Origin of the sequence: Micromonospora sp. NPDC049801, from assembly GCF_040656575.1 — a bacterium.
GTDB lineage: Bacteria > Actinomycetota > Actinomycetes > Mycobacteriales > Micromonosporaceae > Micromonospora.
The window spans coordinates 1-19,809 of sequence record NZ_JBFAMS010000007.1 but is presented as its reverse complement, the minus strand read 5'-3'; the positions used below and the strand labels follow the sequence as shown (position 1 = coordinate 19,809).

The 19,809-nt window shown below is 74.4% G+C and carries 17 protein-coding genes; 16 read left to right on the top strand and 1 reads right to left on the bottom strand.

Going from position 1 to position 19,809, the window contains the following annotated elements:
- The first annotated feature begins 8 nt into the window (after window positions 1–8).
- The 9 genes from AB0I89_RS14590 to AB0I89_RS14550 all read left to right on the top strand — a co-directional run bounded on the left by AB0I89_RS14590 (window position 9) and on the right by AB0I89_RS14550 (window position 9,645).
- The gene (locus tag AB0I89_RS14590) at window positions 9–785 is read left to right on the top strand and encodes a GNAT family N-acyltransferase (RefSeq protein ID WP_357125775.1); all 777 of its coding nucleotides are present in this window, start codon (window positions 9–11) and stop codon (window positions 783–785) included.
- Window positions 782–1,714 carry a lysophospholipid acyltransferase family protein gene (locus AB0I89_RS14585; protein ID WP_357125772.1) on the top strand — a complete coding sequence of 311 codons (933 nt, stop codon included), beginning with the start codon at window positions 782–784 and terminating at the stop codon, window positions 1,712–1,714. Before AB0I89_RS14590 ends, AB0I89_RS14585 begins: the two co-directional genes overlap by 4 nt.
- Window positions 1,715–2,082: 368 nt before the next feature.
- On the top strand, window positions 2,083–2,907 hold the full coding sequence (locus AB0I89_RS14580) for a DUF4097 family beta strand repeat-containing protein (protein WP_357125769.1): 825 nt from the start codon (window positions 2,083–2,085) through the stop codon (window positions 2,905–2,907).
- Window positions 2,904–3,515 (top strand): PadR family transcriptional regulator, encoded by a 612-nt coding sequence (locus tag AB0I89_RS14575; RefSeq protein WP_357125766.1) that lies wholly within the window; start codon window positions 2,904–2,906, stop codon window positions 3,513–3,515. The genes AB0I89_RS14580 and AB0I89_RS14575 overlap by 4 nt, the downstream gene beginning before the upstream one ends.
- A 74-nt stretch (window positions 3,516–3,589) precedes the next feature.
- Entirely contained in the window at window positions 3,590–4,291 is a 702-nt protein-coding gene (locus AB0I89_RS14570) for a response regulator transcription factor (RefSeq protein WP_357125763.1), read from the top strand.
- Window positions 4,288–5,844 (top strand): HAMP domain-containing sensor histidine kinase, encoded by a 1,557-nt coding sequence (locus tag AB0I89_RS14565; protein ID WP_357125760.1) that lies wholly within the window; start codon window positions 4,288–4,290, stop codon window positions 5,842–5,844. The genes AB0I89_RS14570 and AB0I89_RS14565 overlap by 4 nt, the downstream gene beginning before the upstream one ends.
- Before the next feature lie 62 nt (window positions 5,845–5,906).
- Entirely contained in the window at window positions 5,907–7,610 is a 1,704-nt protein-coding gene (locus tag AB0I89_RS14560; RefSeq protein ID WP_357125757.1) for a trypsin-like peptidase domain-containing protein, read from the top strand.
- A gap of 169 nt (window positions 7,611–7,779) precedes the next feature.
- Window positions 7,780–8,448 (top strand): BON domain-containing protein, encoded by a 669-nt coding sequence (locus tag AB0I89_RS14555; protein ID WP_357125754.1) that lies wholly within the window; start codon window positions 7,780–7,782, stop codon window positions 8,446–8,448.
- 141 nt (window positions 8,449–8,589) lie between these two features.
- Window positions 8,590–9,645, top strand: coding sequence for a glycosyltransferase family 4 protein (locus tag AB0I89_RS14550; RefSeq protein WP_357126535.1), 1,056 nt, complete (start codon window positions 8,590–8,592; stop codon window positions 9,643–9,645).
- 15 nt (window positions 9,646–9,660) lie between these two features.
- Here AB0I89_RS14550 and AB0I89_RS14545 read toward each other — a convergent pair whose 3' ends face one another.
- Window positions 9,661–11,160 carry a protein kinase gene (locus AB0I89_RS14545; RefSeq protein ID WP_357125750.1) on the bottom strand — a complete coding sequence of 500 codons (1,500 nt, stop codon included), beginning with the start codon at window positions 11,158–11,160 and terminating at the stop codon, window positions 9,661–9,663.
- 164 nt (window positions 11,161–11,324) lie between these two features.
- Between AB0I89_RS14545 and AB0I89_RS14540 the strand changes: the two genes are divergently transcribed.
- From AB0I89_RS14540 to AB0I89_RS14510, 7 genes are all read left to right on the top strand, one after another.
- Window positions 11,325–12,158, top strand: a complete 834-nt coding sequence (locus AB0I89_RS14540; protein ID WP_355052803.1) for a patatin-like phospholipase family protein — start codon at window positions 11,325–11,327, stop codon at window positions 12,156–12,158.
- A complete protein-coding gene (locus AB0I89_RS14535) occupies window positions 12,158–13,174 on the top strand; it encodes a 1-acyl-sn-glycerol-3-phosphate acyltransferase (RefSeq protein WP_357125746.1) in 1,017 nt (338 codons plus the stop codon). The genes AB0I89_RS14540 and AB0I89_RS14535 overlap by 1 nt, the downstream gene beginning before the upstream one ends.
- A gap of 9 nt (window positions 13,175–13,183) precedes the next feature.
- Entirely contained in the window at window positions 13,184–13,504 is a 321-nt protein-coding gene (gene cutA / locus AB0I89_RS14530; RefSeq protein ID WP_357125743.1) for a divalent-cation tolerance protein CutA, read from the top strand.
- 48 nt (window positions 13,505–13,552) lie between these two features.
- A complete protein-coding gene (locus AB0I89_RS14525; RefSeq protein ID WP_357125740.1) occupies window positions 13,553–16,984 on the top strand; it encodes a hypothetical protein in 3,432 nt (1,143 codons plus the stop codon).
- Window positions 16,985–17,118: 134 nt separating this feature from the next.
- Window positions 17,119–18,171, top strand: coding sequence for an acyl-CoA desaturase (locus tag AB0I89_RS14520; RefSeq protein WP_357125737.1), 1,053 nt, complete (start codon window positions 17,119–17,121; stop codon window positions 18,169–18,171).
- A gap of 69 nt (window positions 18,172–18,240) precedes the next feature.
- Entirely contained in the window at window positions 18,241–18,534 is a 294-nt protein-coding gene (locus AB0I89_RS14515; RefSeq protein WP_357125734.1) for a 4a-hydroxytetrahydrobiopterin dehydratase, read from the top strand.
- Window positions 18,531–19,685 carry an FHA domain-containing protein gene (locus AB0I89_RS14510; protein WP_357125731.1) on the top strand — a complete coding sequence of 385 codons (1,155 nt, stop codon included), beginning with the start codon at window positions 18,531–18,533 and terminating at the stop codon, window positions 19,683–19,685. Before AB0I89_RS14515 ends, AB0I89_RS14510 begins: the two co-directional genes overlap by 4 nt.
- The last annotated feature ends 124 nt before the right edge of the window (window positions 19,686–19,809 follow it).

Genomic DNA, 19,809 nt, shown 5'->3' with positions numbered 1-19,809 from the left:
CAGATCCCATGGCCGTTCTGCATGTCGCTGGCACGCCACTGACGACCAGCGGATACACCCTGCTGATCGCCGACGACCCCACCCAGGTCGCGGCCGCGCAACGCCTGCGCCACGAGGTGTTCGCCACCGAGTTGGGCGCCACCCTCGCACCCGGTCGGGCCGGGTTGGACGTGGACCCCTTCGACGCCCACTGCGACCACCTCATCGTCCGGGAGGACAGCACCGGGCAGGTGGTCGGCACGTACCGGCTGCTGCCGCCGGGGCGTACCGACCGGCGGTACGCCGAGAGCGAGTTCGACCTCGCCGCGCTGGACCCACTGCGCGACGACCTCGTCGAGACGGGCCGGTCCTGCGTGCACCCGGACCACCGCTCCGGCGCGGTGATCAACCTGATGTGGGCGGGGCTCACCCGCTACCTGCACCTGCGCGGCTCGCGCTGGCTCGGCGGCTGCGCCTCGGTGCCGGTCGACGACGGCGGTCGTACCGTCGCCGGGGTGTGGGCGCAGGCCCAGGCCCGGCACCTGTCGCCGCCGCCGCTGCGGGTCCGGCCGCTGCGTCCGTGGTTCGCCGAGCCGGCCGCCGCCCTGGCCGCCCCGGCCCCCGATCCGGGCGCTCGGGTGGCGGTCCCGCCGCTGCTGCGCGGTTACCTGCGACTCGGCGCGTGGATCTGCGGTGAGCCGTCGTACGATCCCGACTTCGGCTGCGCCGACTTCTACGTGCTCTTCTCCCTCGACCGGATGAACCCGCGCTACCTGCGGCACTTCCTCGGCGGAGACGAGCGGTGAGCGTCGCGGCGCAGGACCTGTGGCGGCCCTCGTCGGGCTGCGACGACGAGTGCCTACCGGCGACCGGCGAGGTGCCCACGGTGTCGGTGGCCCGCCGGGTGCTCCGGCTGGTCGGGGCGGGAGTCATGCTGTTGGCCGGGGTGGGCGTGGCGGTGCTGCTGCCCGTGCTGCCAGCGCCGGAGCGGCAGGCCCTGCTGCGTGGCTGGGCCCGTGGCACGGTGCGCGCCTTCGGCGTCCGGCTGGTGATCAAGGGGCGGCTGCCCCGGCGGCGCGCGCTGCTGGTCGCCAACCACGTGTCGTGGCTGGACATCCTCGCCGTGCTGGCGGTCGCGCCCACCCGGATGGTGGCGAAGCGGGAGATCCGGTCATGGCCGGTGGTCGGGCTGCTGGCCGCCGCCGCGGGCACCGTCTTCGTGGACCGGTCGCGCCCGCGCGCGCTGCCGGCCACCGTGCGCCGGCTCGCCGACACGCTGCGCGCCGGTCGGTCGGTCGCGGTCTTTCCCGAGGGTACGACCTGGTGTGCCGGGAACGGCGCGGCCGAGTGTCGCCCCGGGGGCGGCTTCCGTCCGGCCATGTTCCAGGCGGCGATCGACGCGGGCGTTCCGGTGGTGCCGCTGCGGCTCGGGTACCGGATCGCGGACACCGGGGCGTGCACCACGGTCGCCGCGTTCCTCGGCGCGGACACCCTGCTGCGCTCGGTGGCCCGGGTGGTCGCGGCCCGGCACCTGGTGGTGTCGGTGACGATCGCCGCCGCGCTGCATCCGGGGCAGGACGCCGACCGGCGGTTGCTGGCCCGGGCCGCCGAGTCGGCCGTACACCTGGTGGCGGCCGCCCCGGCGCGGACCCGGCTGCGGCCGGTGCCCACGGCGACCCCGGCGGTCCCGGCGCCAACGCCCAACCCCGGTCGGGAGCTGGACCTGGCCGCCTGAACCGGCCCCCGCCCGCTGTCCCGACCCCCGCCCCCCGCCCCCTGTCCCGGCCCTCGCCCGCTGTCCCGGCCCTCGCCCGCTGTCCCGGCCTGTGCCGGCCCCTGTGCGCTGCGCCGGCCCCCTGTGCGTGGTGCCGGCCGGCCCCCGCGCGCCGCGTGCCCTCGCGGGGGAACGCCGGTCAAGATCCGCGCAACAACCGGGTTGTTGCTGCCTCCCGTGTGCCGGAGGCAGCAGCATCCGGGAAACTGCGCGGGTCTTGGCGGACGCCGCCGGACAACGTCTCGCGACAGTCTTGTCGTATCGCGATGTATCGCGTTACTGTCTTCTCGGGAGGCGCGCCACGGCGTGCCGTCGAGAGGAGCACACCCATGGCCGGATGGACGGTCGAGACGCCGCAGCGGCTCACCCTGGACGGTCCGGTCACCCGGCTGGACGTCCGCCTCGTCAGCGGACGGCTCAACGTGGTCGCCGCCGACGGGCCGGCCCGGATCGACATCACCGAGGTCGGCCGTCGACCCGTCCTGATCGACCACTCCGACGGTCGCCTCAGCATCCGCCAGGAGCGCGACTGGGGCTGGCCGAACTTCCTGCGCGGCCTCCGGGCGATCCACCGCTTCCCCCGGGTGGACGTCTCGGTTGCCGTACCGGCCGACGTCCTCGCCGACCTGGGATTGGGCGCCGGCTCGGTGGTCGTCTCCGGGCTGCGCAAGCAGACCACCGTCGACCTCGCCGCCGGCCAGATCACTCTCATGGGGCTGCGCGGCACCACCTTCGCGAAGCTCACCTCGGGGCCGGTGGAGGCGCTCGGGGTGCGCGGTGATCTCACCCTGGAGACCGTCTCCGGGGAGGTGATCCTCGCCGACAGCGCCGCCGAGCGGGTGCGGGCGCAGACCGTCTCCGGCGCGATCACCTGCGACCTGGACAATCCCCGACGCAGCGACATCCGGCTCGCCACGATCTCCGGCAGCATCACCGTCCGGGTCCGCGAGGACAGCGACCTCTCCGTCCGGCTGAACACCGCCGCCGGCCGGATCACCAGCGGTTTCCCGCAGGTACGCAGCTCGACATATCCGCTGCCGAGCAGCGAGGGGGTGCTCGGCACCGGTGACGGTAAGCTCTGGGCCTCCGCGACCTCGGGCAGCATCGCCCTGCTCGCCCGAGCGGTCGACGACGATTCCGAGGAGCTGCCGTGACCGCCGTGTTCAGCCACGGACGGCTCCGGCTCTACCTGCTCAAGCTCCTGGACGACGGTCCCAAGCACGGCTACGAGCTGATCCGCCTCCTGGAGGACCGGTTCCTCGGGCTCTACGCGCCCAGCGCCGGCACCATCTATCCCCGGCTGCAACGGTTGGAGGCCGAAGGGCTGGTCAGCCACACCGCCGCCGGCGGGCGCAAGACGTACGCCATCACCGACGCCGGCCTCGACGAGCTGCGCCAACGTGCCGGTGAGCTGGCCGCGTTGGAGGCGGACATCGCGGCCTCGGTGGCGGACCTCTCCACCCTGGCCGGCGAGATCCGCAGCGAGGTGCGTGGCTCGACGCGTGACCTCAAGCGGGAGCTGAGCGAGGCCACCCGGCAGACCCGGCGGGCGCGGTGGGCACCCTCCGCGTCGTCGCACCGACCGCCGCCGTCCGACGCGCCACGCGCCGCCCTGCTCGACGAGTTCGACGAGCGGCTGGCCTCGTTCACCGGTGAGGTGAGCCGCCTGGCGCGCGGGCGGCAGTTCAGCGACACTCAACTGCGCACGGCGATCCGGCTGCTCGACGGGGCCCTGGACGGGCTGCGGCGGCTGCTGCGCTGACCGTTCGGCGACTCACAGGATTTTTCCAGCAAGCGTCCAGCGCCGGCGCAGTGAGTTCACCGATGATTGGGCCCATGGCCGCTACCCAGACCGAGGCGCGACTTCTCGTCGTCGAGGACGACCCCAACATCCTCGAACTGCTCTCCGCGAGCCTGCGCTTCGCGGGCTTCGACGTGGCAACCGCGACCAGCGGCAGCGCGGCCCTCAACGCCGCCAAGGACCACCGGCCCGACCTCGTCGTGCTCGACGTGATGCTGCCCGACCTCGACGGCTTCGAGGTCATCCGGATGCTGCGCGAGGGCGGTACGCGTACCCCGGTGGTCTTCCTGACCGCGCGGGACGCCACCGACGACAAGATCCGCGGGCTCACCCTGGGCGGCGACGACTACGTCACCAAGCCGTTCAGCCTGGAGGAGTTGACCGCCCGGATCCGCGCCGTGCTGCGTCGCACCTCCACCGGCGAGCAGACCCCGTCCCGGCTCACCTTCGCCGATCTGGAGCTGGACGAGGAGACCCACGAGGTGCACCGCGCCGGGCAGCGGGTGCAGCTCTCGCCGACCGAGTTCAAGCTGCTGCGCTACCTGATGCTCAACGCCAACCGGGTGCTGTCCAAGGCGCAGATCCTCGACCACGTCTGGAACTACGACTTCCGGGGCGACGACAACATCGTCGAGTCCTACATCTCCTACCTGCGGCGCAAGGTGGACACCGGGCAGCCCCGGCTGATCCACACCCTCCGCGGCGTGGGGTACGTGCTGCGCAAGCCGGCGGCGTGAACCCGGTCCACCAGGCGAAGGTGCGGGTCCGCGGCGTGCCGCTGCGGCTCAAGCTGGTCACCTCGGTGCTCACGCTGGTCGCCGTCGCGCTGCTGGTGATCAGCTCGCTGACCGCCTACTTCCTGCGCAACTACCTCCAGGGCCAGGTCGACGGGCAGGTGAGGTCGACCGCCCAGGGCCTCGGCCAGTTGCTCCCGAAGCTGCGCAGCGGTGAGGTCGGCGCGATGCTGCCCAGCGACTACGTCGTCATCGTGGCCGACGAGCAGCAGGTGTACCAGCCCAAATACGACCGTCTCAGCTACGGCCCCGACCAACTGCCCGCGTTCCCCACCAGCCGCGCGGGTTTCGAGGCGGCGGAGGGCGAGCCGCAGACCGTCCTGGCCCACAACGGCTACACCCGCTGGCGGGTGTACTACGCCCCCCAGCCGGACGGCTCGGTGCTGGCCGTGGGTCAGCCGCTGACCGACGTGGACCGGGCGGTGAAGCAGCTCGTCTGGATCGACCTGCTGGTCGGTGGCGCGGTGCTGATCATGCTGGCATCGGTCGGCGCGGCGATCGTCCGGACCAGCCTCAAGCCTCTCGTCGAGATCGAACAGACCGCCGCCGCCATCGCCGGTGGCGACCTCAGCCGCCGGGTGCCCGACCCCGAACAGGGCCAGGAGCATCCCACCTCCGAGCTGGGGCGGTTGTCCCGGGCTTTGAACGCGATGCTCACCCAGATCGAGGCGGCGTTCACCGCTCGCGCGGCGTCCGAGACGGCCGCCCGTTCGGCGGAGAGCAGTGCCCGGGACGCCGCCGCCGCCGCCCAGACGTCCGAGGCGCGGGCCCGGCGCTCCGAGGAGCGGATGCGGCAGTTCGTGGCGGACGCCTCGCATGAGCTGCGGACCCCGCTGACCACCATCCGAGGCTTCGCCGAGCTGTACCGGCAGGGCGCGGCCCGTGCGCCGGAGCAGACCGCCGGCCTGCTGCGCCGGATCGAGGACGAGGCGGCCCGGATGGGTCTGCTGGTGGAGGACCTGCTGCTGCTGGCCCGGCTGGACCGGGAACGCCCGCTCTCGCTGGCCCCGGTGGAGCTGCCGGTGCTCGCCTCCGACGCGGTGCAGGCGGCCCGCGCGATGGCCCCGGACCGGCGGATCGACCTGGACATCGAGCCCGGATCGGGTCCGCTCGTCGTCTTCGCCGACGACGCGCGCCTGCGCCAGGTCATCGGCAACCTCGTCACCAACGCCCTCACCCACACCCCACCGGACGCCGAGATCCGCCTGCGACTGCGCGCCGAGACGGGCAACCTCGCCGTCATCGAGGTGGCGGACACCGGCCCGGGGCTCTCCCGGGAGCAGGCGGAGCGGGTGTTCGAGCGGTTCTACCGCGCCGACGCGGCGCGGACCCGACGCGCCGACGGCAACACCGGCACGGGCCTCGGCCTGGCCATCGTTGCGGCCCTGGTGACCGCCCACCACGGTTCGGTCGAGGTGGTGGAGACGCCGGGTGGTGGCGCGACCTTCCGGGTCCGGCTGCCGCTGCTGCCGTCGACCGAGGAGAGCGGCGAGTGACTTTCAGCCAACTTCCAGGACGGTTCCAGCTTGATCGCAGTGCCGGGGGAGAAGGTAGGGGCATGACCGAGTTCGAGTCCGACCCGCAGCGCCGGCCGGCCCCCACCGACGCCGAGCCGTCGCACCCCACCGCCGAGCTGCCGCGCGACGAGCGCGCGCAGTCCGACTCTCCGACCACCTCCCTTGCGACCCACGGGGACGCGACGCCGACCGCCGCCATGCCGGCCGCCGACGACGCGCCGACCGCGCCCGTCGCGCCCGTCGGCCAGCCCGCCGGGTACGAGCCACCGACCGGCACGCAGCCCGCCGGGTACGAGCCACCGACCGGCACGCAGCCCGCCGGGTACGAGCCACCGACCGGCACGCAGCCCGCCGGGTACGAGCCACCGACCGCCGGGTACCAGCCGGCCGCCGGCCAGCCCACCGGGTACGAGCCGCCGACCACCGGCGCGTCCGCGCCGCCGTACCCGGTCTCCGGCCACCCGACGCCCGGCCAGCACGGCTACCCACAGCCGTCCGACGGTCGCTACCCGGGTGCCCCCTGGTACGCGGGCCAGCAGTCCGGCTGGGCCGGCGGGGGCCAGCCGGGCGCGACCTACCCGCAGCACCCCGGACAGCACCCGCAGCACCCCGGACAGCACGCGCAGCACCCCGGACAGCCCGTGCCGCCCTGGGGTCCGCAGGCCACGCCGCCCGGTTCCGGGCCCCGACCGGGCCGGATCGCCAAGTTCGCCGGCGCCGGCGTCGCGGTGTTCGCCCTGATGCTCGGCTCCGGCGTGGCCGGTGGGGCGCTCGCGCTCGCCCTCGACGGCGACCGTGGCGGCGTCACCCGCACCTACACGGCAGCGCCGGTGCTCAACAGCGCGGACCTGCCGAAGATCGCCGCCGCCGTACAGGACAGCGTCGTCTCCATCGCCACCGACAGCGGTGAGGGCTCCGGCGTGGTGCTCACCGCCGACGGCTACGTGCTCACCAACAACCACGTGGTCGCCTCCGCGAGCGGGGACACCGTGCAGGTCGTCTTCGCCGACGGCAGGAACGTCCAGGCGAAGATCGTCGGCACCGACCCGAAGACCGACCTGGCCGTGGTCAAGGCCAACGGGGTGAGCGACCTCAAGCCGGCAAAGTTCGGCGACAGCGACGCCATGCAGGTCGGCGACCAGGTCCTCGCCCTGGGTAGCCCGCTCGGCCTCCAGGGCTCGGTGACCGCCGGCATCCTCAGCGCCCGGGACCGCACCATCCGGGCCGGCGAGGGCCAGCAGCAGGACCCGAGGCAGCAGGGCCAGGCCGTCAGCTCGATCTCCGGGCTGCTGCAGACCGACGCGCCGATCAACCCCGGCAACTCTGGTGGCGCGCTGGTCAACACCCGGGGTGAGGTCATCGGCGTCAACACCGCCATCGCCACCTCCGGGCAGAGCACCGGCAACATCGGCGTCGGCTTCGCCATCCCGAGCAACAAGGCCAAGGACGTCGCGGGCAAACTCCAGCGCGGCGAGAAGGTCAGCCACCCGTCGCTCGGGGTCGGCGTCAACCAGGCCGAGGGCGGCGGCGCGCTGGTCGCCTCGGTTACCCCGGGCAGCCCCGCCGAGAAGGCCGGCCTCCAGCAGGGCGACGTGGTCACCCGCTTCGGCGACAAGCCGATCAACGACTCCGACGACCTGGTCGGCGCGGTGCAGGCCGGCAAGGTCGGCGACCGGGTCGAGCTGCACTTCAAGCGCAACGGGGCCGAGAAGACCGCGACGGTGACGCTCACCGAGACGTCCTGACCGACACCACAGAACCTGCCTCCCTCCGGCGGCGGGTGGCGGAGCCAAGGGGGTTGGCTCCGTCACCCGCCGCTTTTCCACGGCGGTTCACCCGGTTCGGGTGAACCGCCGTCACCCGTGTGCCCGGAAGGCTCGGCGGGCGAGCCGGCGAGCGTACGGGGGTGGGCCGATGAGCACGGTGGATGTCGAGGACGACCAGCGGATCCAGCGGGACGTCCTGGCCGAGCTGGCCTGGGATCCGCAGGTGCTGCCGAACGAGATCGGGGTGACCGTCGACCGGGGGGTGGTCACCCTCACCGGGTACGTCGACGGCGCTGCCCGTGGCTGGGCGGCCACCCGGTGCGCCCAGCGGGTCCGGGGCGTACGCGCGGTGGCCGACGAGATCGAGGTACGGCTACCGGGGACGCCGGGGCGTACCGACGGTGACATCGCCCTCGCGGCGTCCCGCGCCCTCGAATGGGACAGTTTCGTACCCGCCGAGCGGCTGGACGTCAGCGTGGCCAACGGCTGGCTGATGCTGCGCGGCGAGGTCGAGTTCGGCTGGCAGCGCCGCGCCGCCGAGGGGGAGCTGCGCCGCCTGGACGGCGTACGGGGTGTCACGAACCTCGTCGAGGTGCGACCGTCGACGCCGCCGCCGGACGAGCGGACCCGGCAGGACGTCCAGCGCGCGCTGGCGCGGACGCTCGGCGGCGAACGAGTGACGGTGGAGGTGGACGGTGACACGCTGGTCCTCGCCGGGGTGGTCCGCTCGTGGTGGGAACGGGACCAGGTGGAGCGGGTGGCGTGGTCCACGCCGGGTGTGCGGGTCGTGCACGACCAACTCCTGGTCGGCGGGTGAGCGTCCGTCGTGTCCGGTTTATCGGTGGTCGCGGGGGGAACCCGCCGCGAACCATGCCGACCGGGGGACCAACGGGGAGGACTCGTGGCCGTGAACCACCCGCCCGCCGACCGCCCGCCGGAGCGGTCGTTGCGCATCGCGATGGTGGTCCCGCCCTGGCTGTCCGTGCCGCCGCCCGGCTACGGCGGCCTGGAACAGGTGGTGGCCGGCCTGGTGGACGCGTTGACCGCGCACGGTCACGCGCTGACGCTGTTCGGCGCCGGCGATCACCATGGCACCGCCGCCAGCGGTTTCGTCTCCACCGTGGCGGAGGTGCAGTACGAACGACTCGGCGAGTCCCTGCCGGAGCTGGCGCACCTGGCCCGGGTGAACCGCCTGATCACGCCGGCCGATTTCGACGTGATCCACGACCACAGCACGATCGGCCCGCTGGTGGCCGGCCGTCGGTCGGTGCCGACGGTGGCGACCGTGCACGGCAACCCGGTGGGGGAGTACGGCGACGTGCTCGGCGACGCCGACGAGAACGTCGCCCTGGTGGCCATCTCGCACGCTCAGCGTCGACTCAACACGGGCCTGCCCTGGGCCGGCACCGTGCACAACGCGCTGGACCTGCGGGGCTTTCCGCGCAAGACCGAGCCGGGCCCGGGGCCGGTGCTGTGGCTGGCCCGGTTCAGCCCGGACAAGGGTCCGGACGTCGCCATCCGCGCCTGCCGGGAGGCGGGCCTACCGCTGCTGCTGGCCGGCAAGTGCAACGAGCCGGCCGAGCGGCGCTACTACGAGCAGGTCGTCGAGCCGCTTCTCGACGAGGACGTGACAGTCGTCCTGAACGCCGACCGTGCCGAGACCCTGCGGATGCTCGTCGACGCCCGCTGTCTGATCATGCCGATCCAGTGGGACGAGCCGTTCGGGATGGTGATGCTGGAGGCGATGGCGACCGGTACGCCGGTGGTCGCGCTGGATCGGGGCGCGGTGCCGGAACTGGTGCGACCGGGACGAACCGGGCTGATCTGCCGAGGGCCTGAGGAGTTGCCCGCCGCGCTGCTGGCCGCGCGAGGGCTGGACCCGCGCGACTGCGTGGCGCACGTCGCCGAGAACTTCTCGGTCGAGCGGATGGCGTACGGCTACGAGGAGGTCTACCAGCGCTTCGCCCTCGGCCGGCCCGACGTGCGGCGCACCGCCACCGTCGCGGTGCGCTGACCGCCTCGCCCCGGATCAGACACGTGCCGCGCCCAGTTCGGCGATCGCGGCGTCGAGCCGCTGCGCGTACGCCGGGCTGATCGCTCCCTCGCCGAGCCGGACGGCGACCTTCGCCCGCAGCCGCGCCACCGATGGTGCCAGCTCGTCCCGGCCGGAGCTGACGGCGACGAGCAGGTTGCCCAGCGACTGGCGCAGGTCGAGGCCGACATCGCTACGGATCTCCCCGTCGCGCACCCCGGCGTCGACAAGCCCGTTGACGCGGAGGCCAGCTTCGGCGAGGGTGCCCGGCCCGGCGGTGGACGCGACGCTGGGCGGCGCCGACGATTTCGCCGGCGCCGGTTGGAGCGGTTGGGTGGCGGGCGGATCGGTCGGCGGCTCGCTGGTCGCGGGCGTCGTCGGGCCGGCCGTGGGCTGGACCTGACGACGCGGCTGGTCGTCGGGGAGCAGGGCCACCCCGGCCAGCGCCACGGCGACGGCCAGGACCACCGGGATCAGGAGCAGCGCCGGACGTCGGAACGACCGGCCGGTACCGTCGCCGGGCGAGGTCAGCGGCCGGGCCACGTCGTCGGCGCGTACCACCGTCACGACGCCCGCCCGCGCGGCCGGAGCAACGGCCGGCTGCGGCAACGAACCCGACAGGGTCGGAACCGGCACCGCGATCGTGGCGGTCGGCGGTTCGGGCGTCAGCAGGTGCCCGCGCAGCACGGTGGCGACCTGCCGGGCCGTCGGCCGGTCGGCCGGGTCGCGGGCGAGGCTGCGCAGGCAGATCCGGGCGACCTCGCTGGGCAGCTCCGGCACGCCGGCCAGCGTCGGCGCGGGGCCGCCGGCGAGCGCGGCGCTGAGCTGTTCCCAGGTGTCCGCCGGGTACGGCACCCGCCCGGTCAACGCCTCGTACAGCAGGACGCCGAGCGAGTAGACGTCGGTGGCCGGCTGGGCGGGCGCGCCGTCGAGGCGTTCCGGGGCGACGTACGCCGGGGTGCCGAAGGTGCCGCCGTCCTCGTCCTCGTCCGGTGCGCCGATCCGGGTGGCGATGCCGAAGTCGAGGACCTTCACCCCCATCGCCGTCATCATGACGTTGGCCGGGGTGATGTCCCGGTGCACGATGCCCAGCCGGTGCGCGGCGGCCAGCGCATCCGCGACCTGGGCCCCCACCTCGACGGCCTCGGGCCACGGCAGCGGCCCCTCGGTGAGCCGTAGCTCCAGCTCCTCGCCGCTGAGCAGCTCCATCACGACGAACGAGGTGATGGAGCCGTCCGGGTCGACCGTCTCGCCGTAGTCGTGCACCGACGTCACGTGCGGGTGCACCAACTGGGCGGCGGCGCGCGCCTCCTCCCGCACCATGTCGCGGAACCGCGCGTCGGCGGCCAGCGAGGCGGCGAGCACCTTGAGCGCCACGAAGCGGTCGAGCACCTCGTCCCGCGCGCGCCAGATGACCGACATGCCGCCGGCACCGATCTGGTCGATGAGTCGGTACCTGCGGGCCAGCAAGCGGCCCGGATGCAATGCTGCCTTCACGGATCGCACCTGCCCTCGGGGTGGGAGCGGTATCAGGTTGCGCGAATGTGTCCACCCTGTCAACGCCGACGGTACGGATCGTCGGCGGACGGTGGCTGGGGTGCGCCGACCGTCCGCTGGCGGCGGGCCGTGGGTGGGCGGCGGGCCCGTGCCAGGATGAGGACATGGCTCCGGGACCGGTGGCGTTCGTACTCGGCGGCGGCGGGGTGCTCGGCGCCGTCGAGGTGGGCATGCTGCGCGCGCTGTTCCGCGCCGGCATCCAGCCCGACATGGTGCTCGGCACGTCGATCGGCGCGGTCAACGGCGCGCTGGTCGCCGCCGACCCGTCCGAGGCGGTGACCGACCGGCTGGTCCGGCTCTGGGCGTCACCCGAGGCCAGCGAGGTGTACGGCGACTCGGTCGCCCGACAACTGCGCCGCTTCGCCGCCCGTACCCATCTGCACTCGCCCCGGCCGCTGCGCCGGCTGCTCGAATCCGAGCTGGGCGTGGACACCACCTTCGCCGACCTGCGGGTGCCGTTCCGCTGCTGCGCCGCCCACATCGAGCGGGCCGCCGAGCACTGGTTCACCAGCGGCCCGGTCGTTCCGGCGGTGTTGGCGTCGGCGTCGGTGCCGGGCCTGCTCCCGCCCACGGAGATCGACGGCGCGCACTACATCGACGGCGGCATCGTCAACTCGATCCCGATCGGCGAGGCGGTGGCCGCGGGCGCGAGTCAGGTCTTCGTCCTTCAGGTGGGCCGGATCGAACGGGAGCTGACGCCGCCCCGGCGGCCGTGGGAGATCGCGCAGGTGGCGTTCGAGATCTCCCGCCGGCACCGTTTCTTCCGGGAGATGGCCGCGCTGCCCGAGGGGGTGGAGGTGCACGTCCTCCCGACCGGTGGGCTGAATCCGCGCGACGACACGCCGTGGGCGTACCGGGACATGGCGGCGGTGGGCCGCCGGATCAGCCGGGCGTACACCGCTTCCCGCCGCTACCTCGCCACTCACGTGGAACGCTGATGCCGCTTCCTCCCAGGTGGTTGCGGCGGCTGCTGATCGCTCCCGGCGTGGTGCTGCTCGCGGTGGTCGTGGTGACCACGCTGCCGGTCTGGGCGCTGCTGGCCGCGGCTGCCTCACCGCTGGTCCCGGGCCGGCTGCGTCCGTTGCGACTGCTCTGGATCGGCTGTGTCTACCTGGTCTGGGACGCCGCCGCGCTGCTCGCCCTGTTCGTCCTCTGGCTCGCCTCGGGCTTCGGTTGGCGCAGCCGGTCGCCGGCCTTCCAGCGCGCGCACTACGTGCTGGCCGGCTGGTTCCTGCGGGTGCTGTTCTGGCAGGCCCGCTGGTCGCTGCGGCTGAGCATCGACGTGGTCGGCACCGACCCGGACACTGCCCTGCCCGGGCGGCCCGAGCTGGTGCTGTGCCGGCACGCCGGGCCGGGCGACTCGTTCATCCTGATCCACGGGCTGGTCAACTGGTTCAAGCGGGAGCCGCGGATCGTCCTCAAGGACAGCCTCCAGTGGGACCCGGCGATCGACGTGCTGCTCAACAGGCTCCCCAACCGGTTCATCGCGCCCACGGCGGAGCGTGGCGAGGAGACCGTACGCCAGGTCGGGCACCTGGCCACCGGCCTGGACGACAACGACGCCTTCGTGATCTTCCCGGAGGGCGGCAACTTCACCCCGAGGCGGCGACTGCGCGCCATCGCCCGGCTCCGCTCGCTCGGTATGGAACGCATGGCGAGGCGTGCCGAACGCATGCGCCACGTGCTCGCCCCGCAGCCCGGTGGGGTGCTCGCCGCGTTGGACGCCGCACCGGACGCCGGGGTCATCTTCGTCGCCCACACCGGCCTGGACCAGCTGGTCAGCATCGGCGACGTGTGGCGGGAACTGCCCATGGACAAGCGGATCGTGATGCGGTTCTGGTCGGTGCCGCCGGAGGAGGTGCCGACCGGGCGGCAGCAGCGCATCGACTGGCTCTTCGACTGGTGGGCGCAGATCGACACGTGGATCGCCGCCAACCGTGAGGTCTCCGCGTAGGGTGCGCTCGTGGAGCAGATCTGCGTGGTGACGACGGTGGTGGATGCGCGTTCGGTCGCGGACGTGTTGGCGGCCGCGGCCGTCGCCGGGCGGCTCGCCGCCTGTGCCCAGGTCGGCGGTCAGGTGGACAGCACCTACTGGTGGCGCTCCGGAGTGGAGACCAGCACCGAGTGGTCCGTGCTGTTCAAGACCGCGCCGGACCGGTTGGCCGCGCTGGTGGACCAGATCCGGGCCAGCCATCCGTACGAGGTTCCGGAGATCCTCGTGTCCAGGGTGGAGAGCGGGGACCCCGCCTACGCGGCCTGGGTGCACGACCACACCCGCCCCTAGGTACGCCTACTCTGGGCCGTACCCCACCGGCTTGTCGATGATGACCGGGTGGACGACACCCGCTATCCCTGCCCCGCCTGCGGCGGCCCGGCCGACCTGAGCGCCGGTTGCGCCGGTTGCCACCGCCCACCGGACCCGACGGCGGCCGAGGTGGTCCGACTCGGCCGGGAGGTGGCTCGGCTCGAACCCGAGGTTGAGCGGGCCCGCCGGACGTACGCCGAGTTGGCGGGCCTGCTGGCGGCGACCTCGCGGCGGCGTGCCGAGCTGGCTGCCGTCGTGCGGGCACAGCGGGCGGCGGGGACTCCGGTCGTGCCGGCGACGCCGCTCGCCGCGTCGACGCCAGCGGTGGGTACGCCGGCACCCGGTGTGGCGGAGACCTCGACGCGGACCGTCCAGGGGCTGCTGTTCGTCCTGGGTGGACTGCTGCTCGGCACGGCGGCGGTGGTCTTCACGGCGGTGGCCTGGGCGGCTGTGGGGGTCGGTGGCCGGGCGTTGATCCTGGCGGCGGTCACGGCCCTGGTCCTGGCCGTCCCGCTGCTGGTGGTCCGGCGGGGTCTACGGGGGACGGCGGAGACGTTCGCCGCGGTGGGCCTGCTGCTGGTGTTGCTCGACGGGTACGCCGCCTGGTCGGTGGACCTGGCCGGGGTGTCCGCTTGGCCGGGCACCCGGTACGCCGCGCTGGTCGGGGGGGTCAGCGCGGTGGTCGCCGTCGCGTACGGGCGGCTCAGCGGGTTGGCCGGGCCCTGGTTCACCGCGCTGGTGGCGGCCCAGCCGGTGCTGCCGCTGCTCGCGGTGGAGGCCGAGGTCGGCGCGGACGGCTGGGCGCTGGTGTTGCTCGGGGTGGCCCTGCTCGACCTGGGGGTGCTGGTCGCGCTGCGCGACGGGGTGGCGGGCGGCCGGCTCGCCGGTCGGGTGCTCGCCGGGGTGGGTCACGTCGGCGCGCTGGTCGCCGCCGCCGCAGGTGCGCTGGTGCCGTTGCTGCTGGGGCGGGCGGCCGGTACGCCGCTGCTGGCCGGGGCGCCGTTGCTGCTGGTCGCGGTGACGGGGGTCGGCGCGGCGTGGCTGGTCGGCGGCGCGGCGCTGCGGGCGGTGACCGCGGGGCTGCTGGTTCCGGTGCTCGCCGCCGCGCTGCTGCGCCCGGTGGGCGAGCTGCGTCCGTCGCTGCTGCTGCTCGCGGCGTCGGCGGTGGCGCTCGTCCTGGCGGGGGTGGTGCGGTTGCTGCCCACCGGTTGGCGTGCCGGGCCGCGTGCCGGCGCGCTGCTGGTCGCCGCCGGCACGGCGCAGATCACGGTGCTGATCACCGGCGCGTTGGCGGTGGCCGCCGCCGCCCGGTCGCTGCCACCGTGGCACGGGGCCGGTGGGGGGCCGGACCTGAGTTGGGGGTGGCAGCTGGCGCCCGCCGTGGCACTGGCGCTGGCCGCGACCGTGTCGCTGCTGCCTCGACGCCTGTGGGCGGTGCTCGCCTCGGCCGGCGCGGTGGCGGTGCTGCTCGCCGTTCCGGCCGGCTGGACGGCGTCGTGGGCGACGGTGGTGGCCGTGGACCTGGTGGGTGCGTCCATGCTGCTGCTCGCCGTGCTCGCCCGTCCGGCGACCCGACCGGCGATTCTGCTCGGCTGGGCGTCCGGCGGCGCGGTCCTGCTCGGGCACGCGCTGCTGGTGGCGCTTGCCGATCCGGTCGGCGTGGCGGTGGCGTTGGGCACCGCCGGGGTGCTCGGGGTGGCGGTGGCGTCGCGGCGGGGGGTCGGGGCGTACCGCCGGGTGGCGGGTGTGGGTGTGCTGGTCGCGCAGCTCGCGCTGCCCGGCGTCGCCGCGACGGCGGTGTTCGCGGCCGGCTCGCCGCCGTGGTGGCAGGCCCGCGCGGCCCTGGCCGCCGCCGGGCTCTCGCTGGTCGCGGTGCTCGCGGTGCGTCGCCGCCGGACCAACCTCATCGGGTACGCGGTGCCGGGCTCGGTGGTCGCCGCGCTGGCGGCCGGGGTCGCGCCGCTGCTGGCGGCGGGGGACGAGCCGGTGACGTTGTACGCCGCGCTGGCGGCGCTCGGCGTCGTGCTCGTCGCCCGTTGGGGCGGCCTGTCGGCGACCGGTGACGAGCCGGCCGGGCCGGGGGAACAGCCGGCGGTCGAGGGGCCGTCGATGGTCGGCGTGTCGGGTGTGCTGGTGGCGGCGGGTGCGGTGCTGGCGGGGGTCGCGGCGCTGGCCGCGTTGCCGGCGGTGTGGGGGGCGCTGTTCACGCCGTACGGCATCCCCGGGCCGGTCTGGTCCGGCGCGCCGACCGTCGTCGCCGACCGTGGGCTGCTCCCCGCGGGGCTGGCGCTCGGCACGCTGGCGGTGGCGGCGGTGCTGGCCGGTTGGCGGGTACGCCCACCCGTGCTGGCGGCCGTGCCGTTCGCCGGTGCCGCGCTGCCGGTGCTGCTCGTCGCGGTGGGCGCGCCCTGGCCGGTGCTGCCGGCGGCCACCCTGCTCGCCGGGGTGTCCGCGCTGCTGCTCGCCGCGCTGCTGACGCCCCGGTGGGCGCTCGCGTCGCTCGTCGCACCGACGGGGGCGGTGCTGGCCGTGTCCGGAGTGACGGGGTTCCTGGCCACCCGGTCCGGCACGCTCGTGGCCGAGGGCACGCTCGTCGTGGCCGCCGTGGTCATCGGCGTCGGGGCGCGGCTGGCCGGGGTACGCGTCGCCGGCAGCGTCGCGGCGGTGGGGGCAGCGTGCGCGTTGGCGGTGTCGGCGACGCTCACCGGCGGGCTGCCGGTGCGGGCGGCGGCGTACCCGCTGCTGGGGGTGGCCGTGCTGGTCCTCGCCGTTGCCGCCGCGAGCGGCCGGCGGCTGGTCGTCGGCCGGGTGCTGGATGCCGCCGCGCAGGCGGTGGCGCTGGTGGCGGCGGTGCTCGCCGTCGAGTCGGCCCGGCATCTCGCGACCGTCTGCGTGCTGTGGGGGGTGGCCGTGGCGCTGCGGCTGCTGCGGCGGGGCGAGCCGGCCGGTCGACGGTGGCGGTTCGCGGCCGTCGCCGCCGGCAGTGAGCTGCTCGGGGCGTGGGTGCTGCTGGCGGCGGGCGGGGTGACCGTGCTGGAGGCGTACACCCTGCCGGCGGCGGCGCTCGCCGTCGGGGCGGGGCTGCTGGCGATGCGGAGCCGGCCGGGGCTGACCAGTTGGCCGGCGCTCGGTCCGGGGCTCGTCGCGGCGCTGGTGCCGAGCCTGGTGTCGGTGCTGGCCGGGCCGGACCCGCAGCCGTGGCGGCGGCTGCTGCTCGGAGCGGCGGCACTGGGCATCGTGTTGGCCGGGGCCCGCCGTCGCTGGCAGGCGCCGGTGCTGGTCGGGGGCGCGGTGTTGGCGGCCCTGGCGCTGCACGAGCTGGCCCGTGGCTGGGACCTGCTACCCCGGTGGATCTACCTGGGCGTCGGCGGGTTGGCGTTGATCGGGTTGGCCGCGAGCTACGAGCGGCGGCGGCGTGACCTGGCCCGACTGCGCGCCGTGGTGGCCCGGCTGGGCTGAGTCGAGGTCGGGGGGTAGGGCTCGCCCTACCCCCCGTACGGGGGTTCCCAGGGTTACTCAGCGCAACTTTTTTGGGCAGGGTTGACGGTGAGCCCGGACCGTCCGGTCCGATCCACATGAAGCGGGGAGCAGCGATGGCGCTCGGAGCGGTGGCGGAACGGCCCGCACGACGGCGGGGTAGTGACTACGCACAGTTGTCCCGACGGGTCAGTCAGGCCGGTCTGCTGGAGCGGCGGCCCGCCTCGTACGTCGCCCGGATCGTGCTCACCCTCGGCGCGTTCGTGGCCGGCTGGGTCGCCGTGGTCCTCGTCGGCGACTCCTGGTGGCAGGTGGCGCTGGCCGTCGTGCTGGCGGTCGCCACCACCCAGGTCGCGTTCCTGGGCCACGACGCGGGACACCGCCAGATGTTCCGTCGTCGCCTTCCCAGCGAGCTGGTCGGGTTGGTCGCCGGCAACGCGGCGGTCGGGCTCAGCTACGGCTGGTGGGTCGACAAGCACAACCGGCACCACGCCAACCCGAACCACGAGGACGAGGACCCGGACGTCGGGGCGGGCGCCCTGGTGTGGACGTACGAGCAGGCACTGGGTACGCGAGGGTTCGGTCGGTGGCTGGCGCGGCGGCAGGCGTACCTGTTCTTTCCGATGCTGCTGTTGGAGGGTCTGAACCTGCACGCGGCGAGCATCCGGGCGATCGTCGGCCGGGGGCCGGACGGCCGGTACGCCACCCCGATGCGGCACCGCGCGGCCGAGGCGGCGCTGCTCGTGGCACACACCGTCGGCTACGTGGCGCTGCTGCTGGCGGTCATGTCGCCGGGCAAGGCGCTGCTCTTCGCCGCCGTGCACCAGGCGCTGTGGGGCCTCTACATGGGCTGCGCGTTCGCGCCGAACCACAAGGGCATGCCGATGCCGACCGCCGCGGACGAGTTGGACTTCCTCCGCAAGCAGGTGCTGACCTCGCGCAACGTGCGGGGCAGCCGGCTGGTCGACACCGCGCTGGGCGGGCTCAACTACCAGATCGAGCACCACCTGTTCCCGAACATGCCCCGGGCCAACCTGCGTCGGGCGCAGCCGATCGTGCGCGCCTACTGCGCCGAGCAGGGCATCTCGTACGCGGAAACGGGTCTGGTCGAGTCGTACCGGCAGGCGCTCGCTCACCTGCACGAGGTGGGCCGGCCGTTGCGCGGCTGACGCGTCCCGCTGTGCCGTCCACCGGTGGCGCGTCGGACGCGGCGGGTGCGCCACCGGTAGGGTCTGGTCATGGCAGACCTGCTCACCGCGGACGCGGTGCGGAGAGAGCTGGGCGGGTTGTCCGACTGGTCGGGCGACCCGACCGGTATCGGCCGTACCGCCCAGCTCGGCAGTTTCCCGGACGCCATCGCGGTGGTGGACCGGGTGGCGGCGGTGGCCGAGGAGATCGACCACCATCCCGACATCGATATCCGATGGCGGACCCTGACCTTCCGCTGTGTCACGCACTCGGCCGGCGGGGTCACCCACCGGGACATCGAGCTGGCCAGGCGGATTGACGACATCGTCCGGAGCGCGGCATGAGATTTGAGATCAGCAAGGTGCTGGACGCCATCGAGGGGCGGGTCTGCACCGACCCGTCGCTGGTCCGGGCGGTGCTCGACCTGGCCGAGATCATTCGCTACCAGGACATCGACGGCGGTCGGCCGGCGAGTCTGCTGCGCCTCGGCATGGTCATCGACGCGCTCTCCCGCGAGTTGGAGGAGGACAGCGTCCAGGTGTACGCGGTGGTGCATCGCGCGCTGCTCTCCGACGCCGACCTGACCTCCAACGAGCGGATGGTGGTCCGCCGCTGGGCGGACGACGGGCTGGTCGAGGTGCTCGACAATCCCGGTGACCGGATGCTGGAGGTGGCCGACCTGCTGGGCGTGCCGGTGCTCACCCGGGTCCGTTTCGACGGGCTGCGTGGGCGGTTCCCGTGGCTGGTCGAGCAGCCCGGTCGGGTGGTCGCCCCGGTGCCGGGCGCGGGTGGTCCGGTGTTCATCGCGCACGTCGGCGGCGGGCACGCCCCGGTCGCCGGCAAGCGCTCGCCCACCGGTGCGAAGCTGCTGGCCCGCCAGTGGCGGTGCCCGGAGTCGGGGTGCGCGCTGTTCGGCGGCGGTGGTGGGGGTGGCGCGTTCGCCGACCTCGCCGGCGGCGCCGACCGTAGTCCGGCCGCGCAGCCGCCGCCCTCGCTGCGCAACGGCGTACCGACCTGCCCCCGACACGGCGCGCGGCTCGGTGACGTGGGCCCGCGTCCGCGTACGGAGGTGCTCGCGGTGCGCGTCGGCGGCCTGGTCCGGCGGCGGTTCGTGCTCAGTGAGGAGCAGCCGGTGGTGGCCGGCCGGGCACCCGAGCAGGAGGGCGGGATCATGCTCGGGCAGTGGCTCAACGACGAGGCCCGGCGGTGGATCAGCCGTGGTCACGTCCACTTCGAGCTGCGGGTCGGCGAGGTCATCGTGACCGACATCAGCACCAACGGCTCGGGCATCCGACCGGCCGGCTCGATGGCCGAGTCGGACCGGATTCCGCTGGCCCCGCAGCAGTCCCGGGTCCTCGGCGAGAACGACATGATCGAGCTGTACCCCGGCGTGCAGATCGGCCGCGCCGAGGAGTTGCCCACCGGCGCCCCGTTCACCCCCACCTCGGTAATGGCCGAGGCTCCCACCATGGCGATGCGCCTACCCCGTCCGTGACGCGAGTGGCGGGGGGGGGGGGGGGGGGCCCCCGCCCCCCCCCCCCCCCGGGGGGGCGCCCCCCCCCCCGCCCCCCCCGGGGTGGAGGGGGGGGGACGAAGGAAGACCGCGGCGCGCGCGCGGC

Coding starts and splice junctions, on each gene's coding strand:
- AB0I89_RS14590 (WP_357125775.1), top strand. CDS start 9: ATGGCCGTTCTGCATGTCGCTGGCACGCCACTGACGACCAGCGGATAC.
- AB0I89_RS14580 (WP_357125769.1), top strand. CDS start 2,083: ATGGCCGGATGGACGGTCGAGACGCCGCAGCGGCTCACCCTGGACGGT.
- AB0I89_RS14570 (WP_357125763.1), top strand. CDS start 3,590: ATGGCCGCTACCCAGACCGAGGCGCGACTTCTCGTCGTCGAGGACGAC.
- AB0I89_RS14560 (WP_357125757.1), top strand. CDS start 5,907: ATGACCGAGTTCGAGTCCGACCCGCAGCGCCGGCCGGCCCCCACCGAC.
- AB0I89_RS14555 (WP_357125754.1), top strand. CDS start 7,780: ATGAGCACGGTGGATGTCGAGGACGACCAGCGGATCCAGCGGGACGTC.
- AB0I89_RS14550 (WP_357126535.1), top strand. CDS start 8,590: ATGGTGGTCCCGCCCTGGCTGTCCGTGCCGCCGCCCGGCTACGGCGGC.
- AB0I89_RS14540 (WP_355052803.1), top strand. CDS start 11,325: ATGGCTCCGGGACCGGTGGCGTTCGTACTCGGCGGCGGCGGGGTGCTC.
- AB0I89_RS14535 (WP_357125746.1), top strand. CDS start 12,158: ATGCCGCTTCCTCCCAGGTGGTTGCGGCGGCTGCTGATCGCTCCCGGC.
- AB0I89_RS14520 (WP_357125737.1), top strand. CDS start 17,119: ATGGCGCTCGGAGCGGTGGCGGAACGGCCCGCACGACGGCGGGGTAGT.
- AB0I89_RS14515 (WP_357125734.1), top strand. CDS start 18,241: ATGGCAGACCTGCTCACCGCGGACGCGGTGCGGAGAGAGCTGGGCGGG.
- AB0I89_RS14510 (WP_357125731.1), top strand. CDS start 18,531: ATGAGATTTGAGATCAGCAAGGTGCTGGACGCCATCGAGGGGCGGGTC.